Source organism: Pseudomonas extremorientalis (genome assembly GCF_001870465.1).
GTDB classification, from domain to species: Bacteria; Pseudomonadota; Gammaproteobacteria; order Pseudomonadales; family Pseudomonadaceae; genus Aquipseudomonas; species Aquipseudomonas extremorientalis.
Genome location: NZ_MDGK01000009.1, coordinates 145,437 through 159,577 on the forward strand (window position 1 = coordinate 145,437; position 14,141 = coordinate 159,577).

Annotated in this window: 13 protein-coding genes; 7 read left to right on the forward strand and 6 right to left on the reverse strand. The window is 59.2% G+C overall.

Annotated features, from left to right (window positions below):
- Positions 1-70 precede the first annotated feature (70 nt).
- Positions 71-1,429 carry a glutathione-disulfide reductase gene (gene gorA, locus BFN10_RS02170; protein ID WP_071488241.1) on the forward strand — a complete coding sequence of 453 codons (1,359 nt, stop codon included), beginning with the start codon at positions 71-73 and terminating at the stop codon, positions 1,427-1,429.
- On the opposite strand, the gene BFN10_RS02175 is transcribed toward gorA, so the two are convergent.
- A complete protein-coding gene (locus BFN10_RS02175) occupies positions 1,430-2,437 on the reverse strand; it encodes a DNA-binding protein (protein ID WP_071488242.1) in 1,008 nt (335 codons plus the stop codon).
- A 170-nt stretch (positions 2,438-2,607) separates the two neighbouring features.
- On the opposite strand from BFN10_RS02175, the gene BFN10_RS02180 reads away from it, so the two are divergent.
- The 3 genes from BFN10_RS02180 to ahpF all read left to right on the forward strand — a co-directional run bounded on the left by BFN10_RS02180 (position 2,608) and on the right by ahpF (position 5,941).
- The gene (locus BFN10_RS02180) at positions 2,608-3,540 is read left to right on the forward strand and encodes a site-specific integrase (RefSeq protein ID WP_071488243.1); all 933 of its coding nucleotides are present in this window, start codon (positions 2,608-2,610) and stop codon (positions 3,538-3,540) included.
- Positions 3,541-3,684: 144 nt separating this feature from the next.
- On the forward strand, positions 3,685-4,248 hold the full coding sequence (gene ahpC / locus BFN10_RS02185; RefSeq protein WP_010210361.1) for an alkyl hydroperoxide reductase subunit C: 564 nt from the start codon (positions 3,685-3,687) through the stop codon (positions 4,246-4,248).
- 127 nt (positions 4,249-4,375) lie between these two features.
- Positions 4,376-5,941, forward strand: a complete 1,566-nt coding sequence (gene ahpF / locus BFN10_RS02190; RefSeq protein WP_071488244.1) for an alkyl hydroperoxide reductase subunit F — start codon at positions 4,376-4,378, stop codon at positions 5,939-5,941.
- A gap of 51 nt (positions 5,942-5,992) precedes the next feature.
- Here ahpF and gloA read toward each other — a convergent pair whose 3' ends face one another.
- Positions 5,993-6,514, reverse strand: a complete 522-nt coding sequence (gloA, locus tag BFN10_RS02195; RefSeq protein ID WP_071488245.1) for a lactoylglutathione lyase — start codon at positions 6,512-6,514, stop codon at positions 5,993-5,995.
- Between the two features lie 195 nt (positions 6,515-6,709).
- On the opposite strand from gloA, the gene BFN10_RS02200 reads away from it, so the two are divergent.
- Positions 6,710-7,246 (forward strand): DUF4946 domain-containing protein, encoded by a 537-nt coding sequence (locus BFN10_RS02200; protein ID WP_071488254.1) that lies wholly within the window; start codon positions 6,710-6,712, stop codon positions 7,244-7,246.
- A 113-nt stretch (positions 7,247-7,359) separates the two neighbouring features.
- Here BFN10_RS02200 and BFN10_RS02205 read toward each other — a convergent pair whose 3' ends face one another.
- The 3 genes from BFN10_RS02205 to BFN10_RS02215 all read right to left on the reverse strand — a co-directional run bounded on the left by BFN10_RS02205 (position 7,360) and on the right by BFN10_RS02215 (position 10,696).
- On the reverse strand, positions 7,360-7,722 hold the full coding sequence (locus BFN10_RS02205; RefSeq protein ID WP_071488246.1) for a histone-like nucleoid-structuring protein, MvaT/MvaU family: 363 nt from the start codon (positions 7,720-7,722) through the stop codon (positions 7,360-7,362).
- Between the two features lie 198 nt (positions 7,723-7,920).
- The gene (locus BFN10_RS02210; protein WP_071488247.1) at positions 7,921-9,462 is read right to left on the reverse strand and encodes an EAL domain-containing protein; all 1,542 of its coding nucleotides are present in this window, start codon (positions 9,460-9,462) and stop codon (positions 7,921-7,923) included.
- 346 nt (positions 9,463-9,808) lie between these two features.
- Positions 9,809-10,696, reverse strand: coding sequence for a LysR family transcriptional regulator (locus BFN10_RS02215; RefSeq protein ID WP_071488248.1), 888 nt, complete (start codon positions 10,694-10,696; stop codon positions 9,809-9,811).
- A gap of 78 nt (positions 10,697-10,774) precedes the next feature.
- Here BFN10_RS02215 and BFN10_RS02220 point away from each other — a divergent pair, with 78 nt between their 5' ends.
- Positions 10,775-11,698 carry a DMT family transporter gene (locus BFN10_RS02220; RefSeq protein ID WP_071488249.1) on the forward strand — a complete coding sequence of 308 codons (924 nt, stop codon included), beginning with the start codon at positions 10,775-10,777 and terminating at the stop codon, positions 11,696-11,698.
- 246 nt (positions 11,699-11,944) lie between these two features.
- Complete coding sequence (gene hppD, locus BFN10_RS02225; protein WP_058425843.1) at positions 11,945-13,021, forward strand: 4-hydroxyphenylpyruvate dioxygenase; 1,077 nt, start codon at positions 11,945-11,947, stop codon at positions 13,019-13,021.
- A gap of 57 nt (positions 13,022-13,078) precedes the next feature.
- Here the strand turns inward: hppD and rarD are convergent, their stop codons facing one another.
- A complete protein-coding gene (rarD, locus tag BFN10_RS02230) occupies positions 13,079-13,960 on the reverse strand; it encodes an EamA family transporter RarD (protein WP_071488255.1) in 882 nt (293 codons plus the stop codon).
- Between the last annotated feature and the right edge of the window lie 181 nt (positions 13,961-14,141).

Here is a 14,141-nt window from a genome sequence, read left to right on the forward strand (position 1 = left end):
CTTCGGGTGGCTTTTTCGTTTTTCAGCCCCATGTAAGTCGGTATGCTGATGTCCTGCCGAGGAGAGTGAAATGGCCTACGATTTTGACCTGTATGTAATTGGCGCCGGTTCCGGCGGTGTGCGTGCGGCACGTTTTGCCGCAGGCTTTGGTGCCAAGGTGGCCGTGGCGGAAAGCCGCTACCTGGGCGGCACCTGTGTCAACGTCGGTTGCGTGCCGAAAAAACTGTTGGTGTACGGCGCTCATTTTGCCGAGGATTTCGAGCAGGCCAGCGGTTTTGGCTGGTCGTTGGGCGAGGCGAATTTTGATTGGGCCACCTTGATCGCCAACAAGGACCGCGAGATCAATCGCCTCAATGGCATCTATCGCAACTTGCTGGTCAACAGCGGCGTGACCCTGCATGAAGGGCATGCGCGCCTGGTGGATCCGCATCAGGTCGAAATCAATGGCCAGCGCTTTACCGCCAGGCACATTCTGATCGCAACGGGTGGTTGGCCGCAGATTCCGGAGATTCCTGGGCGCGAACACGCCATTGGCTCCAATGAAGCGTTTTTCCTCAAGGAATTGCCCAAGCGTGTGCTGGTGGTTGGCGGTGGTTACATCGCTGTCGAGTTTGCCGGTATTTTCCACGGCCTGGGCGCCCAGACCTCGTTGCTGTACCGCGGCGACCTGTTCCTGCGCGGCTTCGACGGTTCGGTACGCACGCACTTGAAGGAAGAGCTGACCAAGCGCGGCCTGGACCTGCAATTCAATGCCGATATCGAGCGCATCGACAAGCAGGCCGATGGCAGCCTCAAGGCCACGCTGAAAGACGGCCGGGTGCTCGAAGCCGACTGCGTGTTCTACGCCACGGGGCGGCGTCCGATGCTGGATAACCTGGGCTTGGAGAACACCGGCGTCAAGCTCGACAAGCGTGGTTTTGTTGAGGTGGATGACCTGTACCAGACCGCCGAGTCCTCGATCCTGGCCATCGGCGATGTGATCGGTCGTGTGCAATTGACGCCGGTTGCCCTGGCCGAAGGCATGGCTGTGGCGCGTCGCTTGTTCAAGCCTGAGCAGTATCGTGCGGTGGATTACAAGATGATCCCGACGGCGGTATTCAGCCTGCCGAACATTGGCACCGTGGGGCTCTGCGAAGAAGAGGCGAGGGAGAAGGGCCACAAGGTGCAGGTCTTCGAAAGCCGTTTCCGGCCGATGAAGCTGACCCTCACCGAGTGCCAGGAAAAGACCTTGATGAAGCTGGTGGTCGACGCCGACACCGACAAAGTGCTGGGTTGCCACATGGTCGGCCCGGATGCGGGTGAAATCGTACAGGGCCTGGCGATTGCGCTCAAGGCAGGCGCGACCAAGCAGCACTTCGATGAAACCATCGGCGTGCACCCAACGGCGGCGGAAGAGTTCGTCACCATGCGCACGCCCGTAGCGGGCTGATCAGGCCTTGGGCGTTGCCTCTGGCGCCGCTGCAACGGCGGCGGCCAGGCGCAGCGCCTCGACACTGGCCTGGGCCTTGATCAGCTCCAGTTCCAGGGTTTTATTGGCTTGCTGCTGTTCGCCCAGCGCTTCCTGGCGTGACTGGTTCTCCAGCGCTGCTACTCGCAGGCGCTCTTGAAGCAGGGTGCGTTCGCTATCAATCAGGCTCACCTGTTCAGTCAGCTTGAGCAGCCGGGCCTGATCCTTGCGGGATTGCTCCTGCAGTGCGGTCAACTCCCTCGCCGTTACCCGGTGCTCAATCAACAGGCGCTCATTGTCGCGATGCAGTTGGGTGATTTCATCCTGGCGCACCATGGCGCTCTGTTGGGCCTGGCGCAGTTCTGCCTGTACCTGTTGCAACTGGCCTTCATGGCGGCGCTGTTCCTGCTCGCGCTGCTCTTTTATGGCATTGCGGTAATGCTCCAGGGCGTCCCGGGCATGCAGGTGCTTTTCTTCCAGCGAGCGAATCTGCTCGTCCTTGTCGTTGATCCTTAGCTCGTAATCACTGCACGCCTGGCTCAGCCCGGCGTTGCGGGTCTGCTCGGTCTGCAGGCTGGTGCTGGCGGTTTGCAGGGCTGCGCTTTCTTCTGCCAGGGCGGCCGCCTGGATATCGAACCGCTGCTGGAGTTGGCCATGGGCCTCCTCAAGGGCTTGCACCTGGGCGAGCAGGGCGGCCTTCTGCTGTTCGAACTGCGCCAGGGCCAGGTCGATTGGCTCTTGGGCTTTCTCTTTCAGGCGCTGGGCCAGTCGCGCAACCAGTTCGCCAAGCTCGTCGTCGATCGGCGCTTCGGTGATGGTGGTGCGCGTTTCGCTTTCATCCAGCTCTTTCAAATAGCGGTGAATGGTGGTTTTCGAGCCCGTATTGCCCATCTCGATACGTACTGCGTCGATGCTGGGGTTCTCGCCGCGGGCGAGGATTGCCAAGCGGGCTGTTTGAACTACTGCTTTGTTGATGCCGCCGCGAGCCATGGGGTCTCCATCGATTTCGTAATGTGGTACGTGGTATGTATATACGTACCATATCATAAATAAAAAGTTGTTGTGACTCAGCGTTTAACAGATGGGATATTGGCGTATTATCCCGTGTCATGCGTGTTTGATTTGCTAAAGTCCCCGCCAGTAGTACAAATAGGCTTCCCATGAGCGATCTGGATCGTTACCTCAACGCCGCCACGCGCGATAACACGCGGCGCAGTTATCGCGCGGCCATCGAGCACTTCGAAGTGAGTTGGGGCGGGTTCCTGCCGGCAACCAGCGACAGCGTGGCGCGCTATCTGGTCGCATACGCAGGTGTGCTGGCAGTCAACACGCTGAAGCTGCGGTTGTCGGCACTCGCGCAGTGGCATGCCAGCCAGGGGTTTCCTGACCCGACCAAGGCGCCCGTGGTGCGCAAGGTACTCAAGGGCATTCGTGCTGTGCACCCGGCGCAGGAGAAGCAAGCCGAACCGTTGCAGCTCAAGCATCTGGAACAAGTGGTTGCTTCTCTTGACGCTGAAGCGATAGAGGCGGCGCAGACACAGGACCAGCCCCGGTTGCTGCGTGTCAAGCGTGATACTGCGTTGATCCTGCTGGGCTTCTGGCGTGGCTTTCGCAGCGATGAGCTGTGTCGCCTTTCCATCGAGCATGTGCAAGCCACGCCTGGAGCGGGGATCAGCCTCTATCTACCCCGCAGCAAAAGCGACCGCGACAACCTCGGCAAGACCTACCACACCCCGGCACTGTTGCGGCTGTGTCCGGTGCAGGCCTATAGCGAGTGGCTCAGTGCCTCGGCTTTGGTACGTGGCCCGGTGTTTCGCGGTATTGATCGCTGGGGCAACCTGGGGGAAGAGGGCTTGCACCCCAACAGTGTGATCCCGCTGCTGCGCCAGGCCCTGGAGCGCGCCGGCATTCCCGCCGAGCACTACACCAGCCACTCGCTGCGCCGGGGCTTTGCCACCTGGGCTCATCGCAGCGGCTGGGATTTGAAGTCGTTGATGAGTTATGTCGGCTGGAGCGACATGAAATCCGCCATGCGCTATGTTGAAGCCACGCCCTTTCTCGGCATGACCCTGGCGACCCGACCGCTGCTTTGAGATTTCTTCTATTAATACAGTCACCTGATAGGGAAAACCAATCGTCAGCATCAGGTTTGCCAATGAGCCATCGGCGTAGAGAGTGGGTAGGATTCACCTCATCAACTTGCTAAGCCCTTCTACAAACCTGACGGAGAGTCAACGATGCCTATCATCAACAGCCAAGTAAAACCGTTCAAAGCTACCGCCTACAAAAACGGCAACTTCGTAGATGTGTCCGACGCTGACCTGAAAGGCAAGTGGTCCGTTGTGTTCTTCTACCCAGCCGACTTCACCTTCGTGTGCCCAACCGAGCTGGAAGACCTGGCTGACAACTATGCCGAGTTCCAGAAACTGGGCGTCGAGATCTACAGCGTTTCCACCGACACCCACTTTGCCCACGCTGCCTGGCACAACACTTCGCCAGCCATTGGCAAGATCCAGTACACCATGATCGGCGACCCGACCCTGACCATCTCTCGCAACTTCGACGTGCTGATCGAAGAAGCTGGCCTGGCAGACCGCGGTACTTTCGTGATCAACCCGGAAGGTCAGATCAAGATCGTTGAACTGAACGACGGTGGCGTTGGCCGTGATGCTTCCGAGCTGCTGCGTAAAATCAAGGCCGCTCAGTACGTTGCTGCCCACCCAGGCGAAGTGTGCCCAGCCAAGTGGAAAGAAGGCGAGGCTACCCTGGCTCCGTCCCTGGACCTGGTCGGCAAGATCTAAGTCTGTGAAGTCTCAAGGGCGGGAATCCGCACTTAAGTAAGCTGCATCCGCCCCCAAAACGCCCGGGCGAGATTCGCTCGGGCGTTTTTTTGTCTGCAATAAACCGAATGAACAGGAAATCGCCCGTATGTTGGACGCCAATCTTAAAGCTCAGTTGAAGTCATACCTGGAACGGGTCACCCAGCCGATCGAGATCGTCGCCTCCCTCGACGACGGCGCGAAATCCCAGGAAATGCTTGCCCTTTTGCAGGACGTGGTCAGCCTCACCACGCTGATTACCCTGAAAACCGATGGCAATGATGCGCGTAAGCCGTCGTTCTCCATCAACCGCCCGGGTGCCGAGATCAGCCTGCGTTTTGCCGGCATCCCCATGGGCCATGAATTCACTTCGCTGGTGCTGGCCCTGCTGCAAGTCGGTGGCCACCCGTCGAAGGCCAGTGTCGAAGTGATCGAACAGATCCGCGCCCTCAAAGGCGAGTTCAGCTTCGAGACTTACTTCTCGCTGTCCTGCCAGAACTGCCCGGACGTGGTCCAGGCGTTGAACCTGATGGCTGTGCTCAACCCTAACATCCGCCATGTCGCCATCGACGGCGCACTGTTCCAGGCTGAGGTGGACGAGCGCCAAGTCATGGCAGTGCCCAGCGTGTACCTTAATGGTGTGAACTTCGGCCAGGGTCGCATGGGCCTGGAAGAGATCCTCGCCAAGCTCGACACCAGCGGCATCGAAAAAGCCGCCGAGAAAATCAGCGCCAAAGAGGCCTTCGATGTACTCGTCGTCGGCGGCGGTCCTGCCGGTTCATCGGCTGCGATCTACGCCGCACGCAAAGGCATTCGCACCGGCGTCGCCGCCGAGCGTTTCGGCGGGCAAGTGCTGGACACCATGTCCATCGAGAACTTCATTTCGGTACAGGAAACCGAAGGCCCGAAATTGGCCAGCGCCCTGGAAGCCCACGTGCGCCAGTACGACGTGGACATCATGAACCTGCAGCGCGCCAGTGCCTTGATTCCGGCGAAAAACGCCGGTGACCTGCACGAAATTCGCTTCGAAAGCGGTGCGACTCTCAAATCCAAGACCGTGATCCTGGCGACCGGCGCCCGCTGGAGAGAAATGGGTGTCCCGGGCGAGCAGGAATACAAGGCCAAGGGTGTGTGCTTCTGCCCGCACTGTGACGGTCCATTGTTCAAGGGCAAGCGTGTGGCGGTGATCGGCGGCGGCAACTCCGGCGTGGAAGCGGCCATCGATCTGGCCGGTATCGTCAGCCACGTGACCTTGCTCGAGTTCGACAGCAAGTTGCGCGCCGACGCCGTGTTGCAGCGCAAGCTCTACAGCCTGCCGAACGTCGATGTGATCACCAGCGCGCTGACCAGCGAAGTGAAAGGCGATGGCCAGAAAGTCACCGGTCTGGCGTACAAGGACCGTGACAGCGGCGAGTTCAAGACCATCGACCTGGAAGGGATCTTTGTGCAAATCGGCCTGCTGCCCAACACCGACTGGCTCAAAGGCACCGTGGAACTGACGCCGCGTGGCGAGATCATCGTCGATGCGCGTGGCGAGACGTCACTGCCGGGCGTATTCGCTGCCGGTGATGTCACCACAGTGCCGTACAAGCAGATCGTGATTGCGGTGGGCGAGGGCGCCAAGGCCTCCCTCAGTGCGTTCGACCACCTGATCCGGACTTCTGCCCCGGCGTAAGGAAGGCCGCGCAAATGAAAAGCCCCATGAGCGATCATGGGGTTTTTTTCGTTACAGCGGTGCCGGCTGGATAATTTCGACCCAATACCCATCCGGGTCCTTGATGAAGGCCAGGCTCTTCATGCGACCGTCGGTGAGGCGCTTCTGGAAATCGCAGCCCAGGGCTTCGAAGCGCTCGCAGGCAGCGACGATATCCGGCACCGAGATGCAGATATGGCCAAAACCACGTGGGTCGGTATTGCCGTTGTGATAGGCGAAGTCAGCGTCGTTTTCGGTGCCGTGGTTGTGGGTCAGTTCCAGAATGCCTGGAATCGACTTCATCCACTGGGTGCGCTCGGCAGCGTCGGCCGGAATCTGGGATTTATCGACCAGAGCGAGGAAGTACAGGCTGAATTCGGCTTCCGGGAAGTCGCGTTTTTCAACCAGGGAAAAGCCCAGGACACGGGTGTAGAAGTCCAGTGACTTGGTGATGTCCTTGACCCGCAGCATGGTGTGGTTGAACACGAAATTGGCGGTGGCGGTGTCAGGTTGGGCGGTAACGCCCGGGAAAGTGTTCAGTTCGTGCAGGCTCATGGGCCCTCCAGAAAAAATGGGGCAAACGCGGCTCTGAAATGTGAGCGGTTCCTTGGCTTGCGGCTGGCATCCGTGCAGCCGGACCATGATACGCAACGCTTGGCCCGGTCGCCAGATGAAAAAGCCATGCAGGCCTTGCGGCCTGTGGAGGCTGGGGCCCAAACTTTGGCCATTGAACCTTGGGTGTTTTTCGTAATGACTGAATTTCGTAAACCGCTGTTGGGCATGCTGTGCGTGTGGTTGGGCAGTTCCTGCGTAGTGGCCGCCGAGCCCGAAATTCATTGGCCTAGTGGGTGGCAGGTTGAGGAAGTCGTCGCGGATGGCCAGGCACCTGTCAAACCCCAGGCAGTGTCACGCCAGCGGGCAATCAAGAATGATGAAAACGGTACGACCCTGATGGTCATGGAGTTGACCGGGACACCGATTGAAGTTGGCCACAAGGTTAATCTTCAAGGCGTACTGCTGGAGATGCGTAAATCCATCCAGAAGGATTTTGCCCAGGGCGGTTATCAAAGCGTGTGCAGCAAGATGCGCCCTTCAACATTGAGCCGTCTTGAAGCGCTGGAAACTACTTGCGTGATAACCGAGAACGGGCGGCACGTGCTCTCGCAAACATTGGTGGGCGCGGTTGATACCGATAAGGCGTATGTATTTTCATACGCGGGTCAGGCCGATGCGTATGAAGCAAGCAAGGAGGAAGTCAGTTCGGTACGCGATAGCCTGAAACTTTAAGTGCGTGAGGTCTGTCGATTTTGAACAAAGTGAAATGTTATTTAAGTTCGATTTCGAACCTTACAAGATAAAAAAGCCCCGCGTCAGCGGGGCTCTTTATAAGTCCGGTACGATCAGCCGCGAAGCCAGGAATCTACAGTGGCAGGGCCGTACTGTTCTTTCCAGGCCTTGAGGCCACGGTGGTTACCGCCTTTGGTTTCGATCAGTTCACCGGTGTGCGGGTTCTGGTAAACCTTGACCACTCGCGCACGGCGCTGTTTGGGGGCGGCAGCGGCGGCGCTGGACTTGCCCGGGTTTGGATCAAGGATGGAAATGATGTCGCGCAGGCCTTTGCCATAGCTCTTCATCAGGGCTTGAAGCTTTTCTTCGAATTCGATTTCTTTCTTCAGGCCAGCATCGTTCTTCAGGGATTCCAGCTGGGCAAGCTGCTCTTGAAGGGCTTTTTCTGCTGCGCGAAATTCGGCGAGTCTGGACAAAATCTGTACTCCAATAGTGTAGTTGGCTGATATCAACTGCAGACAAAGCTATAAGCCAAGCGCTTTAAGGCGACCCAGGAAAGAAGTCGTCTCGCGAGTTCTGCACAGGCAGGAAAAATTGTAGTAGTTAATGCGCCACGAGTAAATCATGTCTTTTCTCTAGACCCAACTATTTCAGTACAGGTAGTGCATGGCTATTCAATGACGCGCCAGCGATTTAATAAATTCATCACAGGGTAAAGGCTTTCCAAACAGGTAGCCTTGCAGGAAGTCCACCCCTTGAGCGGCCAGGTAATCACACTGTTCGCGTGTCTCCACACCTTCTGCAACGATGCCCAAGTCGAGCTTGCCCGACAGCTCTATGATGCTGTCCAGAATATGCCCCGATAGTGCATCTGCACCGATCATGGCGACAAAACTCTGGTCAATCTTCAAGTAGTCCACATTGAAGTTGCGTAAATAGCCCAGGCTGGAATGGCCGGTGCCGAAATCGTCAATGGCAATCATCACTCCCAATTGATGCAAGGCATCGAACAAGCGGCGGGTAATCTCGGTAGGTTCGATCAACTCGCGTTCGGTCAACTCCAGCACCAGGGTCACCTGGCCCACGGGAAAGGCGGCGAGAAACTCACGGCAGTCCTCCACCAGTGCCAGGTCCTGGCAGTGGCGTGCAGTGATGTTCACACCAACATGGAATCCCGGGTTGAAACGCGTGGCATGGGGCGCCAGTTGCGCGGCGGTCTGGCGCAGGAGAGCACGAGTCATCGGCACGATCAGGCCCGAATGCTCGGCCAGGGGGATAAACAGATCGGGTCGCACCAGCCCTTCCTTAGGGTGTTGCCAGCGCATCAGTACCTCGCAGCCTGCCCATTCACGGGTATCACCGCGCACCACGGGCTGGAAGTACGGAATGAATTCGTTGGCGGCCAATGCCCGATACAGTTCATGGGTGGGGGCCGAAGAGCGTTTTTGCAGCCAATGCGCCAGCGCCCCAGCCAGCACGCCAAAGAACACCAGCAGGCTGAACAACGCCGGGTATCGAGCCTGCATGTAGCGCCAGACTTCGCCAGCCGGCATGCCTGCGTCGACGCTGTAGTGATAACGCGAGGATGCAAGATGATGGTGCGCCACGGCAAATAGCGGCACCGCGGTGTCATGCACTTTTCCATCGCCCCCCAGCCAATGGGGCCCGACTTGCAGCACCAGGTCGGCGTAACGACTGATCAGGCGCAAGGCGTTGGTCAGGTGGTAGCCGTCGATCGACGCAAATGCGGCCTTGTCACCCTCGACCAGCCGGTACACCAGCAGAGCGGTATCCGGCGTCACCGGGTTGCCATCCATCAACCACAACTTGCCGTCTACATAATCATCCGGATTGACCGGTGACGCGTATTGGTCACCAAACAGCGAGCTGCAGTAGATGTTTCTCTGCCAGGACAAGGTGGTCGCCCGCACGAATGGACGGCGCGTGACCTGCTCGCGCAATGCCAGCTGCGCGCCGTTATCACAGGGTTGACCTGCCAGTGGCAGCAACGCCTGGGCGGCGAGGGCGGTGTTATCGAGCATCAAGTCGAATTGGCGCACAGCCTCCTGCGCGGTCTGGGCGGTGCTTTGTTCAAGGGTGCGTTCGGCCTGCCAATGGAGGATCGCCACGCCCAATGCAACGGGCACCATGGCGCAAAATACGCTGATCAGGTTACGGGTGGCACGGCTGCGCGGGCCTTGGACGGTCAGGGGCATGGGGTAAAAGCCTGGTACGAGGTGAGAGAGGCGTCAGTACGGCGGGTCGGACATGACTCGATGATAGTTGCAGTCGCCGCAATAAGCTCGGGATACCTACCCGTTCGGTCAGTAGGCAGCCTTGCGGGCGTTATCTGGGACTGCTACTGGCAGTGCTGCTGCACGGTGGACCGGCGACGGTAGATGCCGGTGTGATCATCAACGGCACGCACCATATCTACTGATCGCCCCACGGTCCGCCACGCGCCTGTCCTTCGACGCGATCCTGAAGTTGCCATCCGGCGCTGCCAGCCTGCGCTTCAGTACCGTGGATGACAACGGCGCGCTGCGCCATCATCGCCAGCCGCTATAGCGGCGGGACATGCCCATAGTCCAGGCCTTGTGCCACGCGAATAAACGCCAGGGTAGCGGGTGACGCCTGGCGGCGGTCCAGCACCGCCAGTCCAATCGAACGGGTAATGGCCGGTGCCAGTGGACGTGCCACATAACGCGGGTCTGCCGTGACCGGCAGGGAACCCTGGGCCACCACGCTGACGCCATCGCCACGGCTCACCGCTTCCAGCGTGCTGAGCAACTGCGCACAACGGTAACGCACCTTCGGGGTCAACCGGGCACCGGCGAACAGGCGCGAGACCAGCTCCGACGAGCCGGCCTCGGTCAGGATGAAGGGCGCCTCGCAGAGGTCCTCAAGGCGCAGGGCAGGGTGTGCGACCAGGGGGTGGTTGGCCGGCAACAGCGCGACCATCTGATCGGTGAACAGCGTGAAGGTGTCGAATCGCTCTTGCTCCAGCACCACGAAACCCACGTCGATGCGCCGCTCATCCAGCCATTGGATGACCTGGCGGTCCGGGCCTTCATCGACATGCACCTCAATGTCGGGGTAGGCCTGGCGAAACGGCCGAAGGATCTGCGGCAACAGCCGATTGGACGACGTTGGCCCGAAGGAGCCGATGCGCAGCGTGCCGCGCTTCAAGCCCCGGGCATCGGCGGCCTCCTGTTCGAGGGTGTTGGCCAGGCCGAGCATGGTGCGGGCGCGCAACAACAATTGTTCGCCAATATCGGTCAACGCCACATGGGCTTGATGACGACGGAACAGCTCCACCCCCAGTTCCTGCTCCAGACCCTTGATGGCATGCGACACCGCCGATTGGCTGATACCCAGGCGGTTGGCGGCATGGGTAAAGCCTTGCAGCTCAGCGACCAGGGAGAAAATTTCAAGTTGGGTCAGGGTCATGAGTATTTACTCATTTTACGATGATCAAGTATCAGGCAAACACTAGGCTAACTCGTTCAGCACCAGAGCAATACCACCATGAAACCTTCCAGCGATTGTTTGACCTACCTGAAGCTCGCTGCCGTCTCCATGATCTGGGGCGGCACCTTCGTCGCCGGGCGCTACTTGTCCGGTGCCATCGACCCGCTGCTGGCGGCCAGCCTGCGTTTTATGCTGGCCAGCGCAGCGCTGCTGCTGTTCATGGCGTTTGCGCGCATTCCCCTGGCCCGTCCAAACCTGCCGCAGTTGGGGCGACTGGCATTGCTGGGATTTTTCGGCATCTTTTTCTACAACCTGTGCTTCTTCTACGGCTTGCAGTACATCGGCGCCTCGCGGGCATCGCTGATCGTCGCCTTGAACCCTGCGGTGATTGGTCTGACATCCTGGCTGTTATTCAAGGAACGCCTCGGGCTTGGCAAGGCACTGGGGGTCGGGTTGTGCCTGGCGGGCGCGGCGGTTGTCATCATCAACCGCGACCCACAGGGGCTGCAGGGGGCGACCAACGCCTGGCGCGGCGATCTGCTGATCGCCGGCTGCGTGGCGGGGTGGGGCCTCTATTCGCTGGGCGCACGCGCGCTTAACCAGCGCCTGGGGCCTTTGCAGACCGTCACCTGGTCGGTGTTGCTGGGAACGCTGATGCTTACGCTCACCACGCTGTTGAGCGGGCGGCTGACTCTGGTTGCGCTCAGTGCTATCCACCTGCCGCAGTTGTACAGCTTGCTCTACCTCGGGGTACTGGGCTCGGCCCTGGCGTATATCGGCTATTACGATGGCATCCGGCGTATTGGCGCGACCCGCAGTGGTGTATTCATCGCGCTCAATCCGCTGACGGCGGTGATCTGTGGCGCCGTGCTGCTGGACGAGCCGTTCACCCTGCCCATGCTGATGGGCGGTGCGATCATCCTGGCGGGCATCTACCTGTGCAATAAACCCCTTGCACGGGTGCGGGTAATGGGGATTTGATAAGAGTACGGACAAACGCGGTTACGCTGTGTAGAATCGATTTACGCATACAAGAATATGGACTTGTGCTCACGCAAGCCTAAGCCGTCAGAGACCGATGACATCATGAAGCTACTCGGCTCCCCCCTCATCTTTGGTGACTTCCTCGCCCGCAGTGTGCGAGGTCTTTCCTGTGCGCCGCCCGTGCTCCCCATCCTTGCTGGCAATTGAAACCTTCAAAACACAAGAATGATGAGGCGCCAAATCATGGCAGATCTATACGAAAACCCAATGGGCCTGATGGGCTTTGAATTCATCGAATTCGCGTCGCCGACGCCAGGCACCCTGGAGCCGATCTTCGAGATCATGGGCTTCACCAAGGTCGCGACCCACCGTTCCAAGAACGTGCACCTGTATCGCCAGGGCGAGATCAACCTGATCCTCAATAACGAACCCAACAGCATCGCTTCCTACTTCGCTGCCGAACACGGCCCGTCGGTGTGCGGCATGGCGTTCCGCGTCAAGGACTCGCAAAAAGCCTACAACCGCGCGCTGGAACTGGGCGCCCAGCCGATCCACATCGAAACCGGCCCGATGGAGCTGAACCTGCCAGCCATCAAGGGTATCGGCGGCGCGCCGCTGTACCTGATCGACCGTTTCGGCGAAGGCAGCTCGATCTACGACATCGACTTCGTCTACCTCGAAGGCGTGGAGCGCAACCCAGTGGGTGCGGGGCTGAAGGTCATCGACCATCTGACCCACAACGTGTATCGCGGCCGCATGGTCTATTGGGCGAACTTCTACGAGAAGCTGTTCAATTTCCGTGAAGCGCGTTACTTCGATATCAAGGGCGAGTACACCGGCCTGACGTCCAAGGCCATGAGCGCGCCGGATGGCATGATCCGCATCCCACTGAACGAAGAGTCGTCCAAGGGCGCCGGCCAGATCGAAGAGTTCCTGATGCAGTTCAACGGCGAGGGCATCCAGCACGTGGCGTTCCTCACCGACGACCTGGTCAAGACCTGGGACGCGTTGAAGAAGATCGGCATGCGCTTCATGACAGCGCCGCCGGACACCTATTACGAAATGCTCGAAGGCCGCTTGCCGAACCATGGCGAGCCGGTGGATCAACTGCAGGCACGCGGCATTCTGCTTGACGGTTCCTCGGTTGAAGGCGACAAGCGCCTGCTGCTGCAGATCTTCTCGGAAACCCTGATGGGGCCGGTGTTCTTCGAGTTCATCCAACGCAAGGGCGATGATGGGTTTGGCGAGGGTAACTTCAAGGCGCTGTTCGAGTCGATCGAACGCGACCAGGTGCGTCGTGGGGTGTTGACCACCGACTAACGCACACGAAAAAGCCCGGCCATGGGTAACCTGGCCGGGCTTTTTGCTGTCTGCCGATCAGGCTTTACGCTGGCGTACCAAGTGCTTGAACCCTTCAAACACCAGCACCATCACCGCCAGCCAGATCGGGATGTAGGTCAACCATTCGCCGCCCTTGATCCCTTCACCCAGGATCAACGCCACTCCCAGCAGTAGCACGGGCTCAACGTAGCTGAGCAGCCCGAACAGGCTGAACGCCAGCAGGCGGCTGGCGATGATGTAACTCACCAGTGCTGACGCGCTGATCAGGCCCAGCGTCGGAATCAGCGCGTACAGCTTGGGGTGCGCATCCAGCACCGCAAAGCCTTGCTCGCCGCTTTGCACAAACCACCAGGCCACCGGCAGCATCAACGCCATGTCCAGCCAGAGCCCACCCAAATGGTCGGTCTTGAGGTACTTGCGCACGATGAAATAGACCGGGTAGCCGATGATCACCACCAGCGTGGCCCAGGAAAAACCACCGGCCTGGTACAGCTCGTTGAGCACCCCAAGGCCGGCGAAACAGACGGCGATCTGTTGTAAGTGCGACAGCTGTTCACCCCACACCAGGCGGCCAGTCAGGACCATGGTCAGTGGCAACAGGAAGTACCCCACCGACACATCCAGGCTGCGTCCATTCAGCGGTGCCCACATGAATAACCACAGCTGCACACCCAGCAAAGCCGAAGACACCAGCACGCCCGCAATCAAGGCAGGTCGGGCCGCCAACATCCGCAGCAGCTCCCACACCCGTCGCCATTCGCCGCTGACGATCATGAACACCGTCATGCACGGCACGGTGAGCAACATGCGCCAGCCGAAAATTTCCAGGCCGCTCAAAGGCGTGAGCAGTGACGTGAAGTAATACATCACGGCAAACAACACCGAGGCCAAGACCGATAACACCACACCTTTAGACACGCTGTCCTCGCGAAAAACCATTGATACGAAAGAGGGGAAATTTCAGGAGGGGATTATGGTGCTTTTAGCAGGAGAGGGGTGCGCTGTTTTGGGGCGTTTTTCAGCAAATTTTCGCGTTATTTGGCTGCGGGAGCGGGCTAACTGTGGCGAGCGGGCTTGCCCCGCGTTGGGTTGCGTAGCA

Bases quoted from the DNA above. Each gene is read 5' to 3' on its own strand.
- hppD (WP_058425843.1), top strand. From the start codon at position 11,945: ATGGCAGATCTATACGAAAACCCAATGGGCCTGATGGGCTTTGAATTC.
- BFN10_RS02175 (WP_071488242.1), bottom strand. From the start codon at position 2,437: ATGGCTCGCGGCGGCATCAACAAAGCAGTAGTTCAAACAGCCCGCTTG.
- gloA (WP_071488245.1), bottom strand. From the start codon at position 6,514: ATGAGCCTGCACGAACTGAACACTTTCCCGGGCGTTACCGCCCAACCT.
- ahpC (WP_010210361.1), top strand. From the start codon at position 3,685: ATGCCTATCATCAACAGCCAAGTAAAACCGTTCAAAGCTACCGCCTAC.
- BFN10_RS02200 (WP_071488254.1), top strand. From the start codon at position 6,710: ATGACTGAATTTCGTAAACCGCTGTTGGGCATGCTGTGCGTGTGGTTG.
- BFN10_RS02180 (WP_071488243.1), top strand. From the start codon at position 2,608: ATGAGCGATCTGGATCGTTACCTCAACGCCGCCACGCGCGATAACACG.
- BFN10_RS02220 (WP_071488249.1), top strand. From the start codon at position 10,775: ATGAAACCTTCCAGCGATTGTTTGACCTACCTGAAGCTCGCTGCCGTC.
- BFN10_RS02215 (WP_071488248.1), bottom strand. From the start codon at position 10,696: ATGACCCTGACCCAACTTGAAATTTTCTCCCTGGTCGCTGAGCTGCAA.
- gorA (WP_071488241.1), top strand. From the start codon at position 71: ATGGCCTACGATTTTGACCTGTATGTAATTGGCGCCGGTTCCGGCGGT.
- ahpF (WP_071488244.1), top strand. From the start codon at position 4,376: ATGTTGGACGCCAATCTTAAAGCTCAGTTGAAGTCATACCTGGAACGG.
- BFN10_RS02210 (WP_071488247.1), bottom strand. From the start codon at position 9,462: ATGCCCCTGACCGTCCAAGGCCCGCGCAGCCGTGCCACCCGTAACCTG.